Origin of the sequence: Natrinema salinisoli, from assembly GCF_020405205.1 — an archaeon.
Classification (GTDB): Archaea; Halobacteriota; Halobacteria; order Halobacteriales; family Natrialbaceae; genus Natrinema; species Natrinema salinisoli.
In genome coordinates, this window is the sequence record NZ_CP084470.1 from 180951 (window position 1) to 201573 (window position 20623).

General features: G+C 53.4%; 23 protein-coding genes and 2 pseudogenes. 14 read left to right on the forward strand and 11 right to left on the reverse strand.

Going from position 1 to position 20623, the window contains the following annotated elements:
• The first annotated feature begins 205 nt into the window (after positions 1–205).
• The 6 genes from LDB05_RS21630 (at position 206) to LDB05_RS21655 (ending at position 3941) form a co-directional block, all read left to right on the forward strand.
• Complete coding sequence (locus tag LDB05_RS21630) at positions 206–496, forward strand: DUF8069 family protein (protein WP_226008290.1); 291 nt, start codon at positions 206–208, stop codon at positions 494–496.
• Complete coding sequence (locus tag LDB05_RS21635) at positions 496–831, forward strand: DUF7558 family protein (protein WP_226008291.1); 336 nt, start codon at positions 496–498, stop codon at positions 829–831. The genes LDB05_RS21630 and LDB05_RS21635 overlap by 1 nt, the downstream gene beginning before the upstream one ends.
• Before the next feature lie 49 nt (positions 832–880).
• Entirely contained in the window at positions 881–1480 is a 600-nt protein-coding gene (locus tag LDB05_RS21640) for a helix-turn-helix domain-containing protein (RefSeq protein WP_226008292.1), read from the forward strand.
• Positions 1477–1986 (forward strand): PIN domain-containing protein, encoded by a 510-nt coding sequence (locus tag LDB05_RS21645; RefSeq protein ID WP_226008293.1) that lies wholly within the window; start codon positions 1477–1479, stop codon positions 1984–1986. Before LDB05_RS21640 ends, LDB05_RS21645 begins: the two co-directional genes overlap by 4 nt.
• A 249-nt stretch (positions 1987–2235) precedes the next feature.
• Complete coding sequence (locus LDB05_RS21650) at positions 2236–2628, forward strand: hypothetical protein (protein WP_226008294.1); 393 nt, start codon at positions 2236–2238, stop codon at positions 2626–2628.
• Between the two features lie 413 nt (positions 2629–3041).
• Complete coding sequence (locus tag LDB05_RS21655; RefSeq protein ID WP_226008295.1) at positions 3042–3941, forward strand: DNA-binding protein; 900 nt, start codon at positions 3042–3044, stop codon at positions 3939–3941.
• Positions 3942–4045: 104 nt separating this feature from the next.
• Here the strand turns inward: LDB05_RS21655 and LDB05_RS21660 are convergent, their stop codons facing one another.
• The 4 genes from LDB05_RS21660 to LDB05_RS21675 all read right to left on the reverse strand — a co-directional run bounded on the left by LDB05_RS21660 (position 4046) and on the right by LDB05_RS21675 (position 7638).
• On the reverse strand, positions 4046–5299 hold the full coding sequence (locus LDB05_RS21660) for a hypothetical protein (protein WP_226008311.1): 1254 nt from the start codon (positions 5297–5299) through the stop codon (positions 4046–4048).
• Between the two features lie 69 nt (positions 5300–5368).
• Positions 5369–6811, reverse strand: a complete 1443-nt coding sequence (locus LDB05_RS21665; RefSeq protein ID WP_226008296.1) for an adenine nucleotide alpha hydrolase family protein — start codon at positions 6809–6811, stop codon at positions 5369–5371.
• A gap of 175 nt (positions 6812–6986) precedes the next feature.
• Positions 6987–7208, reverse strand: a complete 222-nt coding sequence (locus LDB05_RS21670) for a hypothetical protein (protein ID WP_226008297.1) — start codon at positions 7206–7208, stop codon at positions 6987–6989.
• A complete protein-coding gene (locus tag LDB05_RS21675; RefSeq protein WP_226008298.1) occupies positions 7177–7638 on the reverse strand; it encodes a hypothetical protein in 462 nt (153 codons plus the stop codon). The genes LDB05_RS21670 and LDB05_RS21675 overlap by 32 nt, the downstream gene beginning before the upstream one ends.
• A gap of 246 nt (positions 7639–7884) precedes the next feature.
• Between LDB05_RS21675 and LDB05_RS23670 the strand changes: the two are divergent.
• A pseudogene (locus tag LDB05_RS23670) lies at positions 7885–8188 on the forward strand (TFIIB-type zinc ribbon-containing protein); the annotation flags it as partial.
• Between the two features lie 692 nt (positions 8189–8880).
• Here LDB05_RS23670 and LDB05_RS21685 read toward each other — a convergent pair.
• On the reverse strand, positions 8881–9159 hold the full coding sequence (locus LDB05_RS21685; protein ID WP_226008299.1) for a PadR family transcriptional regulator: 279 nt from the start codon (positions 9157–9159) through the stop codon (positions 8881–8883).
• A 127-nt stretch (positions 9160–9286) separates the two neighbouring features.
• Between LDB05_RS21685 and ddfA (LDB05_RS21690) the strand changes: the two genes are divergently transcribed.
• Complete coding sequence (gene ddfA, locus LDB05_RS21690) at positions 9287–9601, forward strand: DdfA family disk-determining factor (protein WP_226008300.1); 315 nt, start codon at positions 9287–9289, stop codon at positions 9599–9601.
• Positions 9602–9799: 198 nt separating this feature from the next.
• Here the strand turns inward: ddfA (LDB05_RS21690) and LDB05_RS21695 are convergent, their stop codons facing one another.
• Entirely contained in the window at positions 9800–10708 is a 909-nt protein-coding gene (locus LDB05_RS21695) for a hypothetical protein (RefSeq protein WP_226008301.1), read from the reverse strand.
• Positions 10709–11666: 958 nt separating this feature from the next.
• Between LDB05_RS21695 and LDB05_RS21700 the strand changes: the two genes are divergently transcribed.
• Complete coding sequence (locus tag LDB05_RS21700) at positions 11667–11999, forward strand: DUF7344 domain-containing protein (RefSeq protein ID WP_226008302.1); 333 nt, start codon at positions 11667–11669, stop codon at positions 11997–11999.
• Positions 12000–12363: 364 nt separating this feature from the next.
• On the opposite strand, the gene LDB05_RS23675 is transcribed toward LDB05_RS21700, so the two are convergent.
• The 3 genes from LDB05_RS23675 to LDB05_RS21710 are packed head-to-tail and all read right to left on the reverse strand — an operon-like array spanning position 12364 to position 13125.
• Entirely contained in the window at positions 12364–12486 is a 123-nt protein-coding gene (locus LDB05_RS23675) for a DUF7344 domain-containing protein (protein WP_425498617.1), read from the reverse strand.
• 14 nt (positions 12487–12500) lie between these two features.
• A complete protein-coding gene (locus tag LDB05_RS21705; protein ID WP_226008303.1) occupies positions 12501–12746 on the reverse strand; it encodes a HalOD1 output domain-containing protein in 246 nt (81 codons plus the stop codon).
• A gap of 4 nt (positions 12747–12750) precedes the next feature.
• Complete coding sequence (locus LDB05_RS21710) at positions 12751–13125, reverse strand: DUF7344 domain-containing protein (RefSeq protein WP_226008304.1); 375 nt, start codon at positions 13123–13125, stop codon at positions 12751–12753.
• Positions 13126–14160: 1035 nt separating this feature from the next.
• On the opposite strand from LDB05_RS21710, the gene LDB05_RS21715 reads away from it, so the two are divergent.
• The 3 genes and pseudogenes from LDB05_RS21715 to LDB05_RS21725 all read left to right on the forward strand — a co-directional run bounded on the left by LDB05_RS21715 (position 14161) and on the right by LDB05_RS21725 (position 18081).
• A complete protein-coding gene (locus LDB05_RS21715) occupies positions 14161–15768 on the forward strand; it encodes a sensor histidine kinase (RefSeq protein WP_226008305.1) in 1608 nt (535 codons plus the stop codon).
• Between the two features lie 162 nt (positions 15769–15930).
• A pseudogene (locus LDB05_RS21720) lies at positions 15931–16751 on the forward strand (IS5 family transposase).
• Between the two features lie 628 nt (positions 16752–17379).
• Positions 17380–18081 (forward strand): helix-turn-helix domain-containing protein, encoded by a 702-nt coding sequence (locus LDB05_RS21725; protein ID WP_226008306.1) that lies wholly within the window; start codon positions 17380–17382, stop codon positions 18079–18081.
• A 50-nt stretch (positions 18082–18131) separates the two neighbouring features.
• Here LDB05_RS21725 and ddfA (LDB05_RS21730) read toward each other — a convergent pair whose 3' ends face one another.
• Positions 18132–18371, reverse strand: coding sequence for a DdfA family disk-determining factor (ddfA, locus tag LDB05_RS21730; RefSeq protein WP_226008307.1), 240 nt, complete (start codon positions 18369–18371; stop codon positions 18132–18134).
• Positions 18372–18597: 226 nt separating this feature from the next.
• Between ddfA (LDB05_RS21730) and LDB05_RS21735 the strand changes: the two genes are divergently transcribed.
• A complete protein-coding gene (locus tag LDB05_RS21735; protein WP_226008308.1) occupies positions 18598–18885 on the forward strand; it encodes an amphi-Trp domain-containing protein in 288 nt (95 codons plus the stop codon).
• A 112-nt stretch (positions 18886–18997) separates the two neighbouring features.
• Positions 18998–19756, forward strand: coding sequence for a hypothetical protein (locus LDB05_RS21740; protein WP_226008309.1), 759 nt, complete (start codon positions 18998–19000; stop codon positions 19754–19756).
• A gap of 19 nt (positions 19757–19775) precedes the next feature.
• Here the strand turns inward: LDB05_RS21740 and LDB05_RS21745 are convergent, their stop codons facing one another.
• Positions 19776–20264, reverse strand: coding sequence for a redoxin domain-containing protein (locus LDB05_RS21745; RefSeq protein ID WP_226007955.1), 489 nt, complete (start codon positions 20262–20264; stop codon positions 19776–19778).
• Between the last annotated feature and the right edge of the window lie 359 nt (positions 20265–20623).

Sequence of the window (20623 nt, forward strand, 5' to 3'; positions counted from 1 at the left end):
ACCAACATTCCCGGCCGATACCGGCACGGTGTTGGTTAACGCTGGGGTTGGATCCACTCCCTCGCCCCACCCACCGCCCGACTCCTCGAGTGAATGAATCCTGGCGGTCGGGCGATCCGAGGAAGTACCGAATCTGTACGCCATGAGTTGTTTGTCGGCGCCGGGAGGCGTGCAGCGCGCGACAGCGTGCGCTGCGTGACTCACCATGCCTGGTCCCGATCTTCACGACGACACGAGTACCGACTACGAACAGTTCGAGAAAGAACATCTCGCCCAGGACCGCGACGCCATCGGGGTCGACACGGTGAACGTCGACGACACGACGGCCCAACGCCTGGTCAGCGACCTCGTCGACGCGGACGTCGTCACTCCGGTTCCTGAAGACCAAGTTCTGGTTCACGAGCCGAGCGGCACCGCGTTCGACTCATCGACACAGTTGGCCGTCTTCTACCGGGGCTGGACGGCCAGTCGCGACGCCGACGGAGAGGGCGAGTGATGCAGCAGACGCTCACTGGCTGCGTGTTCTGCGACGCCCCGCCCGGTACCGACACTGGCGAGGCGCACACATGGGGCCAGGACGAGCGGGTCACCCACCCGATCTGCGTCGACTGCGCGATTCAGACGGAGCCGGATTCCGACGAGTGCGATCACGTCGTCTGTGACGGCTGTGGGCTGGTCGTCGACACGCTTGCGGCACTGACGCGGTTCCGGGTCGAACTGGGGCACCTGGAAGGCCCGTTGCAGCTTTGCGCTCGCTGTAGCCCGGGTGGGCTTGCGACGTACTGGACGCGTGAACTCGAGGAGCATCTCGTCGCGACGCCGGCAGAGTGACCCCAACACTCATTACTGTTTCGCTGTAAACTGTAATCAAGACCGAACCGTGTCACGCACCTCAAACCGCGCCGACGGCGACATCGTCCAGGACTTCCTCTCAGTCGCTGACCTCCTCGAGGAGCCACAGCTCGCCCAGCTGTACGCGTACCTCGCTCGGGAGGGGGAGGCGACCGTCCAGGACGTGATGGACGACCTCGAACTCGCCCAGGGGACGGCCTATAGCTACGTCAACCGGCTGGTCGACGCCGGCGTCGTCGACGTCACCGACGACGAACAGCCACGCCGGTACGCTGCTCGGGAGATCGACCTAACCGTGACGACGGCCGCGGGCGACCGCGAGTACACGATCACGCCGGCGCTGATCGACGCCGTCGGCCGCCGCGAGACGGACGCCGACATCGACACCTACATCGACCGCCACAGCGTCGCCGGCCTCGCGACCGCGCTCACCTACGCCGTCGCCCGTGAACGCGGCGACGTGACCCACCGGCTGATGGCGGAGGACCTGGACATCTCGCCGCTAGCTGCGGAGATGATCTTGCAGGCGCTCCGGCCCGTCGTCCACAAACATTACGACATTGAGGAGGCTGGGGCGGGACTCGACGAGTTGGACATCGACGACGGCGACGCGGCTGACGACGCGTGAGCCGGCTCCACATCGCCGACACCGGTCTGTTCGTCGCGATGGGGCAGCCGTCGAACAGTCGCTACCAGGCAGTGCGGCGATTCGCCCGCCGGAACGACGTCACCTTCGTCCTGCCCGAACGGGTGTACGAGGAGTTGACCGTCGATGACCCTGACGTCGAGGCTCCACCTATCGACGCTGCTATCGACGAGGGCTGGGCGACGGTTGCGGCGCCGCTCGAGTTCTCCGAGCCTGTCGTTTCCCGGGTGATGGACGGTGTCCAACGGTACATCGCGAACGCTGACGACCGCCCTGCCGACGAGGTCGAGCGTGCCGACGCCGCCCTCGCAGCCCTGGCTGCCCAGTACCTCAGCGCGGGGACGACGACTGGCGTGTACATCTACACGACGGATATCGCCGCCGGCGAAGGGGCTGAAACCGTACTCGCAAGCGAGGGGTACGGTGACTCGGTGACGTTCGTGAACGGGTTCCGGTTTATCGAGGACCTGGTCGCCGGCAACAGCTGACTGATTGCTAGTCTGATTCGGTGGGAGAGAACACTCGAAAGCCCTCGGCCGCTCGACGTCCCGCGACCGCCGCTGCGCGCCTCGTGCCTGCGGTGCTTGCGGGGCCGGGGGACGGCCGAGACGGCCTCGCCCTTTCTGAGTCCGCCAGGAGGCGGGTTGCTCCACAGTCGATTTCGCATGGTAAGATTTCGGTCTGCAGCTGAGTCTACCACCATCAACTAATTCCAGCAACTGAGATATCCCCCCAATATGCCAAATGGAGGGCACCAACGACGGGCAGATGAGGAGGAACTGATTGACGCCGTCGAAGATGAGGGGTGGGAGTATTACGCTGATCCCCCAAACTGGATCGTTGAGAGCGCGACAGCAGATGGTGTCGACCAGTCTGCTGGGTTTGACGCTGATCGGGAGGTCTATCAGGGAGACAACTATGTTTATCTCGCAGTTTCGTCCGTTCATGGTCGGGACATTCACGTGTTCTCACAGCAGAAATCGGAGTACTACGAAACCTCCTCCGAAGAGGGAGTGTGTCCCAACTGTCAGGCATATGTCCGTCGCTACGACGAGGATGAATATCTCACGTGCCATCGCTGCGGGTGGCAGTATAAACCGTTGAAAGAGCGGCTTCGAAATCTCTTCTGACCGATTCTGATTCAGGTGTACGTACCGGCCCGCCCCGCTCGCCGCTGCCGCCCTCCGCGTCGCTCGCGACCGACCATTCCGGGCGGTCTGCCTGCAGTAGCGGGCGGACTGCCGGGCTAAAATGGATGTGCCCTCGGCGCCAGCGCTTCACCCGTTCGGGTCCTGCGGACCGTGGTTGCGTCGCGGCGAACGGGGAATGCGCTGGCCGCTCGCTCCGGGCGGGTCGGCGCGCGGTGCTGGTTGGGGCCACCTCATGCAGGCGCGCTCTCGCTCGCGCCCAGTAGGGCGCTCGCGAAGGCGCGAGCGAGAGCGCGCAGATGGGTCTGTCGGTCGTTGTCGTCGGAAAACCGCGATGCTGGGACATCGCGGTGGTGGCGCGTGAGCGCCTTCAGTGGTACCTTGGTGAGATACCAATGTCCAGTAACAACGCTAGCGGAAAGGTCGTTACGGTCGATGAACAGGCATTCGAGAAGGCGGGCGAGCAGGCGGCCGATGAAGACGGCTTCCCGGTCGTCGACGAGACGCCGGAGTTCGAGGCGGCAGTCGAGCAGGAGACGCAAGCAAAGGTGGATACGAACCACCCGGACGGGATCGCGGACACGAGTGAGGACCGGATTCACGGTGTCACCCTCGAACAGGAGGAGCGCATTCAGGCACGGGAAGCCGAACTCGAGCGCATCAGTGCCCAGGCCGAGTTCGGGACGCAGGACGGCCGGGAGCAGCGCACGCGCGAGATTGCCGCCCAAGGAAGCAAGCAACGCCGGCGGGAGTTCCAGAAGCGTGCCGCGAGCGTGGACCCGATGGCCGACCCCGAACGGGATGATCCTCGAGCGGAACTCTCCCAGGATGAACTGGCGACAGTGAACACGGAGGCAGACCGACTCGCGACGCGGTTGGATGGCTGGTCGCGTGCGGCGATCAGTCGACGCCTGGCCGAAGCGGTCGTCGACGGCACGGACATGACGAGTGCAGTCGTCCGGATGTTCGAAGAGTTGCAGACGGCCCCGGGGGGCACCGTGCCCATCGACGCCCTTGAGGAGGTCGATCGCGGCACGGTCACGATCGAAGGTCGTGTGAAGACCCTGTGGGAAAACTCCTCTCCCGCCATCCAGCAAGTCGGGCTGATCGCGGACGAGAGCGGGCAAACGAAGGTGACGATCTGGAAGGCATCGGACGCGCCGTGGATTGAGGAAGGCGAGAAGGTGCGCATTCACGAAGCGGCCACGAACTGGTACGAGGGCCGGATCTCGGTGGCCGTGACGGGGTGGAGCATCATCCACTTCCCGGAGCGCGGCCGCTGGTGGGAAGGATAGCCAGTCGAAGCAGCCTTCTTTTTTGCTGTGTGCCGGACCGACCCAGGCCCCACCGCCCCACCCTCCGCTCCGTGCTCGCTTCGCTGCGCGCGCAGCCACGGCCCTCATGATTCTACAGCCTTGCTCAATTCGGTCGTAATCGTATCGAGATCAGCCCGTACGTCATCGCGGATTTCGTCCAGCAGGGTTTTGATTTCGCCGGCCGTTTCCTCGATGTCTGAGCACTTCGTTTTCACACTGCTGAATCGGTCGATAGAGTCACGAATTTCCTCGACCTGTGCCTGAATCGTCTCTGTATCGACTGATTCCCCAGTGTCAACATGGGACTGGATCGTTCGCATTCGCGCCCAGTTCCAAGCGATGTTGAGAAAGCCGGGATCGATGTCGTCATCTTCGTCGGCGGAGAGAGCGACACATAGAATTTCCTGATCGTATTCTTGGAAATAGCCGACCTTGTCTGGAACATACGACTCGCATTCCGTGACGAAAATCCCGTACTCAGCGTCCCTGTTCTCGATAGCTTCCGCCATCTCATCTTTGATGTCTTGAGCGTAGTAGTCCTTCTCGCTCTTCGCTTCGACGACGATGTCTTGGCCCGTCTCTCCGAGTGTCAGCACGTAGTCTCCGACGTCTCTCCCTGGAATTTCGCCTTCCTTGTCGCCAGTATGCTCGACTTCGTGGGTAGTGTTGTAGACAAGCGTATCAAGCAGATTGCCGAGCGTCTCCTCGAAACTCTCGCCTTTCTTCCAGCTTTGCTGACGCTCCTCCTCACGACCTGCCTCCCGCTCCAGTGCTTGGCGAATGTCGCGGATCTCCTGTTTCAGTCGATACGTGGGGGTTCCCTCCACGTCCGGATCTAATGCGTCCTGAATTTTGCTGCCGTCCTCACCCAAGACGGATTCTAACCGCTCGGTGAGTTCACCGTCTTCGCCGAACGCGTCCTCAATATGATCTCGGAGTGTTCCATCCTCTCCGAGGTGCTCAGTGAGAGCTTCCTCGAGATCACCGTCCTCGCCGAACGTCTCCTCGAGTTCGTCGCGAACCTGCTCGATTTCTTCCTCGAAGTTCGACTGTAGTGACTCGAACTCTCGCTTGACGTGCTCAACGTCTTTCGTCGTTTCGCTCAGTTGGAGCGTCATCATCCCCACTCGGAGTGCACGCTCGACGACGTCGACCTGTTCTGAATCGTCGTACTCTGCAAGATAGTTGGCGAGGTCTTCGTCGTGGACGGTAAACTGGACTGAGACCTCATTCGTATCCGGGTTTACCTGGACATCGCGTGCAGTTGCCATATTGCTACCGTATACTCCAGTTATGTTAGAATTGGTGTCGGAATGACGGAATCCATCTGTAGACACCAATACACGGCCCGGAAATAGCACAAAAGTCGTAAGGGTGACGGATATCAATCAGGCATCATCCGTAAACTAACATAAGTTGGCGAGCTCTTCGTCCTCTAACGAAAGAAACTCTGTAACGTAGTTTTCCAGCGTTGGGTTATCAGCTGCGAAGAATTCCACGGTTTGGAAGATCTCTCTACTAAATCGCTCATAGAGCCCCAATATATCGGGGTCAAGAAGCTCGGGGTTAGATGAAACCAGCTCCCCTTGGGTCGAAGTCTGGATACGGTACGCGAACGAGAGATGAGCATTCAAGCCTAACAAAAACACTGACAAACTAGACTGTCGACTCTGGTTGGGTTGAGCAATATTCTCAGCATTCACTTTCGAGAAGTCGAAGTCCAATAGATGATTCTTGTCTAACATCAATTCGTCTGGCTGTATTTTGTGTTCGCTGTTTACTAGACCAATGATACGGATAAGACAAGGAATACACTCACCACAGTTGTAAGGGTGTCCGGAAGCGTCCTTTCCTTGTGACAATTCACGCGGATGCGGACATGTTCGAGTGAAGAAAATATCTGCCTTGTTTGGGATACAGTCGACAACCTCTTTCTTCGTGTAATCAAGGAACGGATTGCTGATTTTCAGCTTACGGTCCGGGAATAGATCGTCAAAAATGCGGTTCAAGCTCTTTACGAATAGCGGATGAACTGTGCGAGTCGTCGTCCAGCCAGATTCTAGCGATGAGAACCGCGATAGGACGCCATTCTCGGGAACAAAGATATCATCAACATCGAGGGCCACCGCGACAGCGGCGGCGAAAGCGAAGTACATGAACGAACGAGTGAACTGCGTATCCTCATATGCATAGAATTCTTCGTCGACACCTATTGAGGTCAGATCACCATCAAAGAGATGGTCAAAATTCCGCACTAGATGACCGACGTTTCGACCATGATCTACACTGACAAAGTGTGGATTGTACCCGTCCTCAGCGAGGTGAAATCGGCCACCCAAACTATCTAACCCGCCAGAAAAAAGGGCGACAGAATCAGCCTCAGGCAGCTGATCACGATATCCATCAGCACCATCGTCAATAGACTGGTTTTCGTCAATCGCATCGATGAACCGATACTGGAAATTATCACGCGAGATGAAGCTAATAGCGTGGTTCAATTCAGGCTCTATTGGTCGCCATTTCTCCACGTCAGCAACAGGGTGCAAAATCTGTATCTGCCGTGATTTCAGCATTTCCTCCCCATCATCCTTCGCGCCAGTAGGCCCCCGCTTCACCAAACGATCTGCAACGTATGTACCGAGTGCGAGCTCAACTAATGCCGTGACTGCTGGAGGGGGACTCTGTCCGAACAGGTCGTTTAGAACCTCCTTCTTGTACTTTATCAGACGACCATCCTCCGTTTCAGTCTCGGTGCGATAATCGTCAACGACGATTGTGTAGTCCGAGTCAGCTTCGCTAAGATTTGATCCAGTCCCGGACTTGATCAAGAATCGCTTAGTTCCCTTCAAAGTCCTCGTCCTCCCATGCTTCAATCATCTCGTGCATAGTATCTCGGATCATTTCCTCTACATCCTCATGCTCTAGTAGCTCTACGTTGGCATCTTCGAAAATTGGAGCGAGTTCGGGCTGGTCTTGGATCTTTTCGACGAGTTCATCTGCCCGACTGGCACACTGGTCTCGCAGCTACTCTTCAAATTCTTCTAACTCTTGATCTGTATTGACGTTCTGGCTGAAGTGAAGCTGAAGGGCAGAGTCTGACTCAGGATCATTTGCAGCTGCCTCAATCTCCTCGTTGAGCAACTGAAACAGATACTCCCGAAAGTATACCCGGAAGAATCCCTCAACGCCATGTGTCTCTACGAACTCGTCAATATTATTTTGAATTTTGGTGTCGTTCAAGAGCATCAGCTCCTTCGGTCATGATGTCACCCATCGCACTTTCCATTGCTCGTTCTGCAGACTCTGAAAAGGCTCGGTCCGTACCTTGAGACCCCTCTGCGAGGCCCCGAGTAGCGGCCTCTTTCGAAGCCTGCTCAACGACGGCTTCAGAGGCACCAGCTGCAACGACCTCTTTTGTCACAGAGGCACCGACATCTTTGGTAGCGGACTCAACTCCGTTCTGGTGGCTTTTTATGATGAATTCCGAACCATATCGGACCGCTAGGTATGCTGGAACTTTGGCTGCACCGTTCGGTTGAGCAGCCAGAATCATCTTGAAATAAATTTCACTCGCCCTAGCAGCATCTTTATCACCCGCAGCATCAGCTAATTCGCGTTTCGCATCCTCATAACCAGCGTTGGATGCCCCAGATCGTCCCCGGGTTGCCGTTCCCATACTACATTATTGCTATTGTGTATTATAATTCTAATTATTGGATGGTCTCGTCGTCATCAGTACAGTATGAAATGTATAGGGAAGACACAAACTCGAACATCAGCAACGTATTCTCGATTCGTTAGTTGCTGTAGCAATAGTTCAACCTTGGATTTCGTACTCAGCGTGTAGAGCGAGGAGTCTTTTGGCCCCTCAATGGGCGAGGGGATCGCTGTACTGGCGGGTTCCCTGAACACGGTGAGAACGATGGCAACCAGAGACATCTACGAGAGTGGATTCGATGAAGACGTCCGAGCTGAGTCGAGCACGAACCAATGCCCCGAATGCGATGGCCGAGTCACGACGAACGCGGTCGAAACGGTTTGCGAGGACTGTGGCCTGGTCATCAACGAACACCATATCGATCACGGGCCGGAGTGGCGGGCGTACGACGACGAGGAGTGTCTCCCCCATGCGGAGAGAGCTATCGAGCGAGGAGCTGAACTCTACGCTGGGACGAAAAGTCGAGAGGCACGGGAGTTCTTTCGAGATCGTCTTCCAGAAGCGACGATATGGGAACCTCAAATGGACTGGATGCATGAACACTCGAGCTATCCCAAAGTGAGTCGGCTGATTGTCGCTGATCGAGCGAAAGTCGTTGTTGGTCTGTGGGACGAAGATGCTGATGGGGTGAAAACGGAAACTGCAATAGTCGGAGAAGGAACGACTAATCCCTTGGTGGTCCTTGTCCGTGAACTGCTCGGTCCTCGATTAGATCATCTCGATTACCAGAGTGACGAATTCCTTGGAAGTCTTCCGTTTGAAAGCTGACCACCAATATTCGCTGCGAGGAATGAGTTCAATAACTGCTTCTCCTGTACTTACCGCTGTCCTCAAGGATGGGACTCGCGGACACGGTACTTGCAGTAAGTACGTGTATGGACTTAGCGTAATACTTCTACCACCTACGTACTCCAGAAAACGCCGACAGGGGGTGCCGGCGTTCATGTCCCTATGGTGGGTACGTCAACCATGGTGGTTCTGAGATTGGGTGACGGTTTGGCTATTGACGTCACGTCGGAACGATCTCAGAGTGGCGAGGTTGATATGTCTCGTGTCGAACAGTCGATGGGTGCTGACTGATCCTTTCCCCCTCGCCAGCTGGTTATTAGCACACAACTGGTATCAACCTATTGGCCATTTGCCAGTATTGGGAATAGTGGATACCAATCTCTGAAAACAATAATAGAAGTTGACAATCAGCTACTTCAAGTCAACATATTGGTTTTCCCAGTCTCGACGAGCTTTGAGTTCTCGAGTGCCGCGAGCCGTGATCGAGTAGACGTTCGTCCGTCGGTCCTTCTCACCTTTTTCAACCAGTCCTTTGTCTACGATCTCGTCGAGATTCGGGTAGAGCCGTCCATGATGGATTTCGTTCTCGTAATAATCTTCAAGTTCGTCTTTGATCGCCAGCCCGTGCGGCTCCTCCAGTCCCGCAGCCACGTACAGCAGATCGCGCTGGAAACCGGTCAGATCGTACATATAATAACTCATGATAGTCACCGATATAAGAACGCGGATGATCTCGCCTTGTCTAACATGAAAGACCGTGTCCAATTCAATAGGGTTTGGAAATCCTTTTATACCGGAGTCTTGGATTTTAGGGTCAATGGGAAAGATGGGCACCCAGATTAATACAGATGAATCTTCAGCTGAAATTACTCTGTCGACTACTGCCAAATGGGAGCAGGATACCGAGAATACGCCTGTCTATGCGGTTGTTTCGGCGGTGTCAGAAGCGTCTGGTCTAGATATAGTTGAGTTGCCGCCACTCTATGAGGTAATCAATCCAGACGCGCTGAACGCGTTGTTCACTTCCCGAGCTGAGCCTGCTGTCAGAAAAGTCTCCTTCGAGTACGCAGGATACGACATCGTTGTACGCGGAACCGGTGCGGTTGAGGTACGGACCACAGTCAACGCCTGAAATACGGTTTCTCACTCTTTGCTCAGACCATCGGTGGCAGACTTCTTGAGTCACGGCTGTCGCCAATCATGGATATCCCTCTCAATGACGTCCTGCCGCCGGTATGGGACACTCAACTGTCGATTCCAAGAGTAGTATGGCTGGGTCAATCAGGGGCTTATCCTTCACGACAGTCCTCAACCGCCTGCGCCGACTTGTTCAGCGCATCTTCTCCCCCCCCTCAACGATATTACCAGTAGTGATATCGCCGCCACCATCCAAGATCCCACCATCGTCAGATCCACTGTCCTCATCCTCTGTCTCGAGTACAGCATCACGGCACTCCCCGGCCTCATCAGAAACGGATTCAAGCGTTTCAGACGCGACTGATGAATTCACATCTTCCAATATCCTGTCCACGTCGGTGTTATGCTCGTCTGCCACCGCTTCCAGATCCTCTCGGCGCAACTCTACACCCATCTTCCCTGCCTGTCGCAGCAGGTTCGAGGTCCCGGTCACCATCGATCCTCGGAGCGCCACGTGCACCTCGCTCATCGCAAGCGCCCAGCACCGATCCCCACACACGTACCGCAACCGGTACAGCCCGAGTTGACTGGCCTTATTGGCAGTGAACCGTGTTCCAGCAAACGCCGGCTGGTAGAACGCTCCCGTCGAGATCAGCATCGCATCCACACCGAACATCACCGTCGCAATCTGGTACTCCTGAATCGCAGCGTCAGTCCGTTCCTCAGAGGCAGCACACGCCTTGTTGCTCATCTGGTTGTAGCTACCGAGCAGCGGCGCATACTTCGTCAGTTCTCCCGTCTCACTGCGGATGTCTCCAAGCGGTTCGACCGGAACCTGCCCACCGAACTCATTGGCGATCTGGGCCGCGTAATGCGCCCGCCGCACTGTACGATCCGTCGTTTCCCCGCCGTCTTCCAGCATCGACTTATTGACCTCGTTCTCGAAATCTTGGTTGAAGTCACAGAGGTCGTCTGCGCTCTCGAGAAAGACCTCGCGTCGCTCCGATTCATTGTCCGGCAGATCATCGTAGAACCCGAGATTTGCCAGTAGCTCAAGATACGTGTCAATGGAAAGCTCGTCGCTACCAGGACCACTATCCATAGTTAAACCATGGTATCACGTATCACAGGAGTTGTTGTAGTGTTTAAGGTAGGCGCATATGATGTTTTGATTCGTCTAATAGGCTGTCAGCCACCCCAAGAGATTGAAAAGGAGATACTGAAAAAGAGTTCCAAAGATGAGTGAACCAACCGCAAGCGGAATGAGCAACACAGGCCTGCTCATTGATTGATCTACGGGAGCGTGTACGATTCCTTTTTCGTCGACGGTACCGATAGACTCGAGAAGAAGCCATCCTGCAACGAAGAATCCTATTGGGGGGACAGTGAGCAAAAGGAGTCCCGTTGTAATCCATACCCAAGTTTCGACGTCGCCAGTGGGAAGTACATAACTGCGAAAGGAGCCTCTATTGCGTTCCAAGTGACCTAATTTTCCGTCGACATGATCGGCAGAGCTTGGCCTATCGTCGCTACGAGATTCAGTAGAAGTGGATGGATCTGAATCATGCTCACGGGAATTTTCCATGGCGATAAACCCGTTGTATGTTTTAAAAAGTTTTCGCCTAACATATCTCTAGTCCCCATTTTGATCGACGGGATCAGTAAACACGGAGAACTACCTACAGAATTCGGTGCTATTCCCTCAACAGTCGGTGTTGGCGTATCCCTGCACAGGAGTCTTCCGAACAATAGTGTTTGCCGGTTCTGTTGAAATCCTCTTCTTTGGAGACTTATTTACGAGAATCTACTGTACACTACACGTGCGGATATAACGTTTAGGATACTGACAATTTTGAATGATATTCGGTAAGCCGTTCTGAATAGAGGGATCGAATGAAGCCCGGGTCAATGCCCACTCAGAGGGATGAAAGATTTACCGTTCAGTACGGGATCATTTAATATGACACTAATTCTCTCTTAAAATCCCTTATAGGTGTTGAGGACAGATATTAGACGGTAGCAAGGGGCATAACCAAATGTCTGGCCAAATAATTCGTTCCATGGTAACATTAGACAAAATATTTGGATTGCTAAAGGATGAACGCCGCCGGTACGTGCTGTATTATCTTTATGAGCAAGACGGTCCAGTAGCTATTAGAGACGTAGTTGAAACCATTGAGAACTGGGAAGACGATCCACCTCCAGAAGACAGTTCACTTGATAAATTTGAGAGGATATCTCTTGATATAAAATATAATCATATTCCTAAGTCTGACGAGGTTCAATTCATTCAATACGATTCCGAACAATCCGTTATCCAAATTCAAGGGTCGCCGCCAGAGTTCGACACACTTGTGACAATAGCGAGGCTGATTGAAGAACCGTCGAGTTGAGAGTACTGCCCTCTGAATTCAACACGCTATTTCTGGCAGCTATCAGAGAGATAGCTGCCGCTCCGGTAACGTCCTTGTCGTACTGAGCGGCAACTACATGTGCGTATTGACCACCAACGATTCTGCTAGCTTCGATAGGTGTTCTTCCTGGCGTGCTGAATACACAGCGCGAATGCTGCATGAACTCTGGTTTTAATTTGCGGAGCTGGTGATCGTTCAGTACAGATGGTTTATGCTCTGTAACCGCGTACAGCATACTTGGCGGTCTCGATAAATGGTTGGGGCCTCTGGGAGCGTCTGAGGCCATCGCTCCCGACATTTCTGCCCAATGGAAAATACGCAATCGGAAGTATCTACAAGTGATTTATAGTTGATCGAGGAGCGATTCCAGTTGGGTAAGTTTCTCTGTCGGTTCAACGAAATTTCGGTTTGAGTCATAATTGACGACTCCTTTATCCTCCAATTTTGGAATGTGAACGTGGTGCAATGATATATGAACCCCTATGCACCTTCACTATATTTTATCCCATCAATATAGATAACTTCGTCTTGATTTATGGTTACTTGATGGTCAGACACTTGGAATGTTATTTTCCACGTTCCCTTTTCCATCTTTCCTAATTTTATCAAAACATCAGGGTCGATGTAGTCTTGAAGATTATAGTTTAACTCAGTTGGTTCCAAATCATCGGCATCAGCCAAGCATTCAATTACCTTAGTGGTGAACTCGACACTATCCAATTTCATGCAATTACTCAAGGATTTCACAGCCGTAAATTAGTGTCTTGGGTAAATGATCAAGTGAATCAATAATCTGTTTGGAAATAATTTCTACTTCCTCGTAACGGGGCCCACGCTGGACGCAAAACGGATCGCGCTCCCATCGAATGTACCCGGCATCAGCCAACTTTGGAAGGTGATGATGTTCCAGTTGGATATTTAATGACTTCGAATCTATTGAAGTATTAGGAGATTCTGCGGCTTCGGGCAATGGGAGTCGCCGTTCCTCTGGGACATCCAGTAACGAAAAGATCACCATGCGTCGTGATTCGTCAGCAAGTGCCTCATGGAGCTGATTCCATCGATCAATGGCTGATCCGTTCCCTTCGGTCCAGTCAGTGTCCATAGCTCAAATACGGTTCACAGGTGGTTATAGATAGGCATTTTTAAACATACCATAATTAGCTCTAAACGGAGAGTGTACTCAACCTGACTTTCGAAATATGATAAAAAGTGCTATATTCAACTGACTCGGCGGAAATAGGTTTATAGATCCGCGATGGCCAGTCCTGAGTAGATACATAGTAGTGATCTCTGATTTCTGATTTGTTCAATAAGCAGGTCTACTGATCGGCTGATTCATTGGTTTCAGCGCGAAACAAACGAAGCCGTCTTGCTGAACCCATCCTCTGTATTCAGTACGCTGTTTGTGGAAACATCCGGACAGAACACTCAATCGTTGCTGAATAGAGAGCGCGAATGCAGCACGAGATTCAACTCAATTTGCGAAGGTGGCGATCACTCAGTACAGGCAAACGATGCACCACGGTGGATTGGATGTATCCAACTCCTGGCAAGGATCACATACAGAATCCAGAGGTTGTGTGTGTTTCAGTCAGCTGGCCGTTTAAATTCATCAGACTCATGCTGTTCAAGACGCTTGGCCGTGCGTTTCATCGCCTTTCGGACACGCCGGTGGATCTTCTCCGTGTCAGTCACCAACACTAATTTGAGTCTGGGTGGCTTTTGAGATCTCGGGCCTATGGGTGACACTTTCTTCGGGAGGGGCCTCCGGGTGAGAGGGTCAGTATCCCACAGGACACCTCCTTTAGAACACTCCTCTTCACACTGCAGAATGATGTCAACAGCTCCCAGCCTGCTGGCTCGGTCCCGTCCCCTTGAAAAGCTCTTCCACGAAAAATGGTAGCTCACGAAAATATTTTTCTTGGCCATTGAATTGGAAAAGCACGCTCGCGATGGCCAGAGCATTAATCAACCTGTAGAACCTGTCTACTCATAGTACAATCATCCACATTTTCGAGAAAAGATTCGGGGACCGAACCAGCTACGAGACGCCATCCGGTAGTCGAGACCGAATTAATCGGTCTCAAACATAGTGAGTGTGTCACCGAATCGTCACCCCTTGAGCCCCACTCAATAAATGGATCACGCACAACAATTGGACGCGCTCCACGAGCGAACACGGATGTTCATGCGGGCTGACTCTACCCACGATGTCGCACAAATTGCGACCGACGCGGCCCGCGACCTCCTTGGGCTTGAAGTGAACAGTGTACTCGTATACGACGACAATCTGGATGCACTCGTGCCGCTGACGGAGACGCGGGAAGGACGAGCCTTGTTCGGCGAATACCCAGTATTCTATGCAGGCGAAGGATTCGTCTGGGAGGTCTTCGAAACAGGGGAGCCACAACTCTACGAGGATGTGAGCGCTGAACCGGGTGTGTACAATCCGGAGACACCGATTCGGAGTGAACTGATCTTCCCGCTCGGCGAGCACGGCGTCTTCATCGCTGGGTCAACGACCGCCCGTGACTTCGACGAGCAAACCAAATCGGTGGCGAGCGTGTTAACAGCCAATGTCGAAGCCGCGCTCGATCGCGTGACTCGGGAAGAGACCATCAAACAGCTATATCTCCAGCTCGAGGCGCTTATCCGGGCCGACACCCGCGAGGAGGTGGCGACTCTCGCAGTCGAGACGGCTCGGGATGCCCTTCACCTTCCGTTAAGCGGGATTCACCTTGCCAATCGAGCACGAACAGCCCTCGAGTCTGTTGCCGTCACTGACCAGTTCCGAGAGCAATTCGGGACAGCGCCCTCATACGATCGGACTGCCCCGTCACGATCCATCGACTCCGTCATCTGGGACGTGTACGAACGCGGCGATACGGTCGTGATCGACGATGTCTGTGAGAACGATGAGATCGAGGCTACGGAGACGCCCGCTCGGAGCGGCATCATTCATGCCCTGGACGAGCATGGTGTCTTTATCACGTCGTCGCCCGATACGCGTGCGTTCGACGACACCGATAAAGCACTGACGGACATCCTGGCAACAACCATCACCGCCGCGCTCGACCGGGTCGAACACGAAGTGTATCTCCGTGGGCAGAAAGCCACCTTGGAAACGGAGAACGAACGGCTCGAAGAGTTTGCGCATGTCGTTTCACACGATCTGCGCAATCCGCTGACGCTCGCAACCGGACGGCTTGACCAGGTGAAAGACGAGCACGAGAGTGAGTCTCTCGAGGAGATCGACGCGGCGCTTGAGCGCATGGAGACGCTCATCGAGGATCTACTGACGCTCGCCCGCGAAGGCCGGACCGTCGCCGATTTCGAGGCGTTGTCCCTCGAAGAAGTAGTCCGTCAATGCTGGCACCTTCTCGACACGGATAATGCAACTCTAACTACCACTGGCGATTGTACCGTGCGCTCCAACCGGAGTCGATTTGCTCAACTCTTCGAGAACCTCTTTCGAAACGCAATCGAACACAACGAGGGGCCGGTAACGCTGACTGTTGGGCCACTCCAGGATGGGTTCTTTGTCGAAGATGATGGAGTTGGGATTCCGCCGGCCGACCGCGACCAGGTGTTTGCTGCCGGCTACTCAACGAATGATAATGGAACTGGGTTCGGGCTGCGGATTGTCCGGGAAATAGTCGACGCGCACGGCTGGGAGATTATGGTGACGGAGGGGTCGAACGGCGGAGCGCGCTTCGAGATAACGAATGTTGCGCTCCCACCATAGCGGGTTCAGCAAAGCAGACGATGCCAAGATCACTGACCAACACAGCCCGCTTACGGCAGAGGGAGGACAAAATCGGATTTTGAGCGGAAGTTTATGAATTTGGAACCACCGGCTCTGTTGAAATCCTCAAAGAGTTACAGGTTCGCCCTGTAATTCCACGAGATGAAGGCCCTCCCGAAGTCGCAGATTCTCCGCTTTACTGAGAAGGCGATCCATCTGGCACGCCGAGCGGTCTCTCGATACTCCTCGAAGTTCTCCAAACACCGCTATACACTCCCGCAGCACGTTGTTCTGTTGTGTCTCAAAGTTCGAAAGAACACAACCTACCGTGGTCTACTTGACGAACTGATCGAGATGCCACGCATCCGACGAGTTCTTGGATTAGCCGAACTTCCTACGCCATCAACGCTCTGTAAGGCATTTAACCGGCTTGATATGGCCGTATAGCGTATTATGCTGACTCTCTCAACGACGCTACTTCCGATGAGCGGAGTTGTTGGAGTTGATGCGTCAGGGTTTGACCGCAGTCACGCTTCGAAACACTACACGAAACGCGCCGAGCTCACGATTCAGCAGCTCAAAGTGACGCTGTTGGTCGATACAAAGGTGAACGCAATTCTCGATCTCCACGTGACGACGACACGAAAACACGATAGCCAGATCGCTCCGTCGTTGGTCAAACGCAATCCCGAGAGCATCGATATTCTGCTCGGTGACAAAGGGTACGACGATCAGAAAATCAGGAGACTTGCCCGTCAATACGAGGTACGTCCACTGATTAAGCATCGTGAGTTCACGTCACTTCCCGGGAATGGAACGCACGCTTGGACGCTGATCTCTACGGACAACGGAGTCAACCAGAGACGGTCAATTCAACGCTCAAGCGGAAGTTCGGTGCGTTCGTCCGCTCACGACGGTGGTGGAAGCAATTCCGTGAACGCACTATCGCCTGTCTCAGTCACAACATCGACCGATCACTCTGAGTAATCAAAAGAGGGGACTTACAGATCGCTTAGCACAGTGACCACTCCCAACGGATATTTCAGCGACCAAGATGTCGAACAAAGATGATACCAACATAGCCTTAGACTCCACCTTATGGTGCCAACATTGCTTTCCTGTTAATTATCCGTGCGCACAGAAAGTTGGAAGGGCGTTCTTCAATAGCCGCCCGCATCCGAAAAGCACCGTCCGCATCTGCTAATTTCATTACTAGCAATTTCCTGTTCTACGGAGGTGTTGCGTAACTGCTCTTGCCTAAGGTGGCGGGTCACACCACAATCCGTATGGAACCCGGAGGTACCCCGCTTTCGTTTGTGTAGCGTGTCCGTATTCACGTTCACAATCCCATCCTGGAGAGGTTCGTCGAGGGTATTGCCCATAGCTACCGTGTCCTACCACCTCAAATAGTTATTTTCCCTAACTGTCAAGGTGTGTTCGATCGTCAATCGGTGGCTACCGGTTTCTCTTGCTATTTGCAGAGCCGTCACAATTAGTGACACTCTGTCTCGACCAGAGCCCAGCAATTAGGTCGTTAATCCCAGAGTACATTGTGGTATGATAACGTATACCACAAGATATTTGTCCCATTCCCGGGTACTGGGTACACCAATGTCTCTGCAAGAACCATCAGCCAGACCTGTGTGTGAAGTTGAGTTTGGCTTTCAGGACCCTCGGTATCCGTTCGTGGGTGTCACTAAGAAGGAATCGTGCCGGTTCGAACTTGCCGAAATGCTCCCTCGTCCCGATGGGCGGTACGCCGAATACTTCCACGTTAGCGGAGTCGAACCGGAGCGAGTAGCAGGCTACGCAACCGAGCTGGAGACCGTCGACGTCACGATCCTTGCCGAGTATGAGGATGGAGGCAGTTTGGAATTTCTTGTATCTGGCGATTGTCCTGCATTTCGACTAACCGAACTCGGAGCGCTCCCGCGCGAAGTCTGCGCGATAGAAGGCGTTGGTCGTCTCGTCGCCGAAATTCCTGCTGAAGAAAATCCATCGGAAGTCGTCGAGACATTTTTGCAAGAGTATCCGGATGTATCGCTGCTCTCGAAGCGGGAAAAAGACGGTATTGCGCCCCGATTTCCAGACTCCGGGTTCCAACGAGTCCTCCAGAATCATCTCACGGATCGCCAACGCGAAGTACTCAAAGCGGCGTTTGAAGAAGGATATTATGAGTGGCCACGCGAATGCACCGGCGAAGACATCGCTACGGAACTCGGTATTACATCAGCCACCTTTTCCGAGCATATTCAAGCCGCTGAGCGGAAACTACTCACAGTTATGTTCAATGGTTCCGATGGCGGAAACTAATTCCGCGCACAGTTTGGTTGATTACGGCCCACCGAATCCGCCTTCTGCTATTACTCGGGTCCTTTCACGACTACCTCCCCATCTGCGAAGACTGTGACATCGCAACCCTCGTACTGGAAGTTGACAGTATCCGATGGGAAATGATGTGAATCCGTAGATTGTGGTCCAAAGAGATCTGCAAGGGCATCGACATCGATGCTGTTGTAGAGCGGGGGGATTTCGGTGGGATTCTTTCCAGTTGCTTTTAAGACAGAAGTAGCGATTGTGTGGATTACGGATTCACAGTCCATTTGGTTACATTTCGATGTGACGACGATTTGTTGTACGTCTGTGCTAGACCCGTGCTCGGGGGGTGGGGTATCTCGTTCACTCATGGTGTCCAACCTCACAAGAGGTCCGGATGAGATACTGCAGGCTCACTCCATAATCGATGTCCCTACATCGCAAGGGCTTCTGAGTCATGATTGCTTTATTATTAGGGATTCACTTATCGGTGCAGGAAACGTACCGTTCATTATGCCTGAAGAAGTCCTGTTCAAATCAGAAAGTGACCAGACCCGAGAAGAAATCGCATCGTATCTCCGCAATGTCGCTGATAAGCTCGAACAAGGGGATGCAATCACACTCAAATCCGGTTCCGAGTCTGTGACAATGGAACCACCAGCACGCCCGACGTTTGAGGTCAAAGCCGAACGCGAGGGGCCAACGGACGGGCCCGGTGAATTGAGTCTCGAGTTCGAACTCGAATGGGAGGAGAACGGCAATGAGGGGGATGGCGGGAGCGAACAGTTAGAAATTGAGTGATCAATTTGCATCTTTTAGTGACTAGCCGTTTCGGACGAGAATCTATCTGAATAAGAGGATTTCAACAAAGCCGAACCACCGTATTTTTAGAATTGTAAGGAGAATTGTTAGTATGGATTCTCCGCCGCCTGGATGGACGACGCATCGGTTCGATAAGCGGTCAGTGCGGTTCAGTAACAATGCAAAACGGATAGAAGTGGGCATTAAACCGGTTCCCCGTGCGGGTAGGAGGGAGCAGTCTGATACAAATTCCACAGGGTTCGTTGTCCATGTCCATCAGGATCGGGTTGGTAAAGGAACCCTCGGGGATCGGAACATGGCGACGACCGTTGAGACGTGGGACAAGGCGTTGACAATTATCTACACGTTCATGGAAAGGTTCAATGCGGAGCAAGCAGCGCTGCCGCGGGACGATGTAGAATCGGTTCATCGAAGTCTTGACGACGTCAATACGGCCGAAGCCGTTCTCTCGACAACAACAGCTGCGGAAGCACTCACTGATGCCGCAGGGTACACAGACGAGTTATTGCTGGATGTCTTAGCGACAGAGACGAATAGCCAGTTTCGGTTGGTAGCCCATCGGAAGGGGAGCGAGGTTAACACTATTTATCGGAATCGGGCCTCTGACCTTGGTAATATCTCCATTGCAAAGATACACACTACGTTCCCGGTGGACACATTAGGGGTTGAAACGATACTGGATGCTGAGATGCCGATTGCGATAACGGTCCATGTTGGCAACCATACGATCTATCGGTTCATTTTCGGCGACAGGAAAGAAACGGACGTCGTCCTTCCTCGCGGGATTCAGCTCGTAACACCAGAGTTTGAGCGAACAGTCATGAACGTCTTAGACGAGAAATGGACGTAGTATCGCTCTGGTTTGATTACTACGAGTCGAAGATATCGACTGACTTCATTGCATCTTGGACTTCCGATAGATCCGGCTTCACAAGAGCATCTTCCGTCATCCATGCATACTGGACGGTTTGTGTGTCGTCGATCACGAAGAGTGCCCGTTGTGAGACGTTTTGATGCTGTTCCCAGATATCGTATCGGACACCGTACTCCTCACAGATTTCAGCGAGGCTGTCGCTCAGGAGTGGGAATGTCAAATCGTACTCGTCAATGAACGCGCGGTGGGAATAGGCACTATCAGTAGAGATGCCGAAGAGATTGACTCCCTCGGTGAACGTTAGCCACTCGACATCGCGGAAGTCACAGAGCTCTTCCGTGCAAATCGGACTGAAATCGAATGGGTAAAAGGCTAACACAGCAGCGCCCTCATTGGTGTACTCTTCGAGACTATACTCGTCGATTGTCTCACCGTCCGTCCCTGGAAGAGTGAACGAAGGCGCTGTCTCACCGGGTTCGAGCATATCTCGTATGAATCTCGTCTAATCAACCATAAAATAGTATGAAGTATGTGAACATTGAACAGTTCGCACAGCTACGTAACAGTTGATTCGGTTGAAAGAAGATAAACTTCATAACCAGATGTTCCAATGGGGTCATCGAAGGCGACCCTACCGAGTCGTATTATTTTTTGACTCAAGCCGTTTTAGAATTGGTCTTGATTAAGCCGATATGGCCGCTATCCGTGATCGGGGTCAGGAAAGGCTACGACACCGTCGACATCGAGGCGTTCGAGAAGATCTTGCATACACTCGATACCTACGGGAGCCGGTTTGGTGACAACGCAGACCCACCCGAATAGTACACCGTCACCCTGTTAGGA

Coding starts and splice junctions, on each gene's coding strand:
- LDB05_RS21630 (WP_226008290.1), top strand. CDS start 206: ATGCCTGGTCCCGATCTTCACGACGACACGAGTACCGACTACGAACAG.
- LDB05_RS21635 (WP_226008291.1), top strand. CDS start 496: ATGCAGCAGACGCTCACTGGCTGCGTGTTCTGCGACGCCCCGCCCGGT.
- LDB05_RS21650 (WP_226008294.1), top strand. CDS start 2,236: ATGCCAAATGGAGGGCACCAACGACGGGCAGATGAGGAGGAACTGATT.
- LDB05_RS21655 (WP_226008295.1), top strand. CDS start 3,042: ATGTCCAGTAACAACGCTAGCGGAAAGGTCGTTACGGTCGATGAACAG.
- LDB05_RS21670 (WP_226008297.1), bottom strand. CDS start 7,208: ATGCTCTTGAACGACACCAAAATTCAAAATAATATTGACGAGTTCGTA.
- LDB05_RS21675 (WP_226008298.1), bottom strand. CDS start 7,638: ATGGGAACGGCAACCCGGGGACGATCTGGGGCATCCAACGCTGGTTAT.
- LDB05_RS21685 (WP_226008299.1), bottom strand. CDS start 9,159: ATGTACGATCTGACCGGTTTCCAGCGCGATCTGCTGTACGTGGCTGCG.
- ddfA (WP_226008300.1), top strand. CDS start 9,287: ATGGGAAAGATGGGCACCCAGATTAATACAGATGAATCTTCAGCTGAA.
- LDB05_RS21695 (WP_226008301.1), bottom strand. CDS start 10,708: ATGGATAGTGGTCCTGGTAGCGACGAGCTTTCCATTGACACGTATCTT.
- LDB05_RS21700 (WP_226008302.1), top strand. CDS start 11,667: ATGGTAACATTAGACAAAATATTTGGATTGCTAAAGGATGAACGCCGC.
- LDB05_RS21705 (WP_226008303.1), bottom strand. CDS start 12,746: ATGAAATTGGATAGTGTCGAGTTCACCACTAAGGTAATTGAATGCTTG.
- LDB05_RS21710 (WP_226008304.1), bottom strand. CDS start 13,125: ATGGACACTGACTGGACCGAAGGGAACGGATCAGCCATTGATCGATGG.
- LDB05_RS21715 (WP_226008305.1), top strand. CDS start 14,161: ATGGATCACGCACAACAATTGGACGCGCTCCACGAGCGAACACGGATG.
- LDB05_RS21725 (WP_226008306.1), top strand. CDS start 17,380: ATGTCTCTGCAAGAACCATCAGCCAGACCTGTGTGTGAAGTTGAGTTT.
- ddfA (WP_226008307.1), bottom strand. CDS start 18,371: ATGGACTGTGAATCCGTAATCCACACAATCGCTACTTCTGTCTTAAAA.
- LDB05_RS21735 (WP_226008308.1), top strand. CDS start 18,598: ATGCCTGAAGAAGTCCTGTTCAAATCAGAAAGTGACCAGACCCGAGAA.
- LDB05_RS21740 (WP_226008309.1), top strand. CDS start 18,998: ATGGATTCTCCGCCGCCTGGATGGACGACGCATCGGTTCGATAAGCGG.
- LDB05_RS21745 (WP_226007955.1), bottom strand. CDS start 20,264: ATGCTCGAACCCGGTGAGACAGCGCCTTCGTTCACTCTTCCAGGGACG.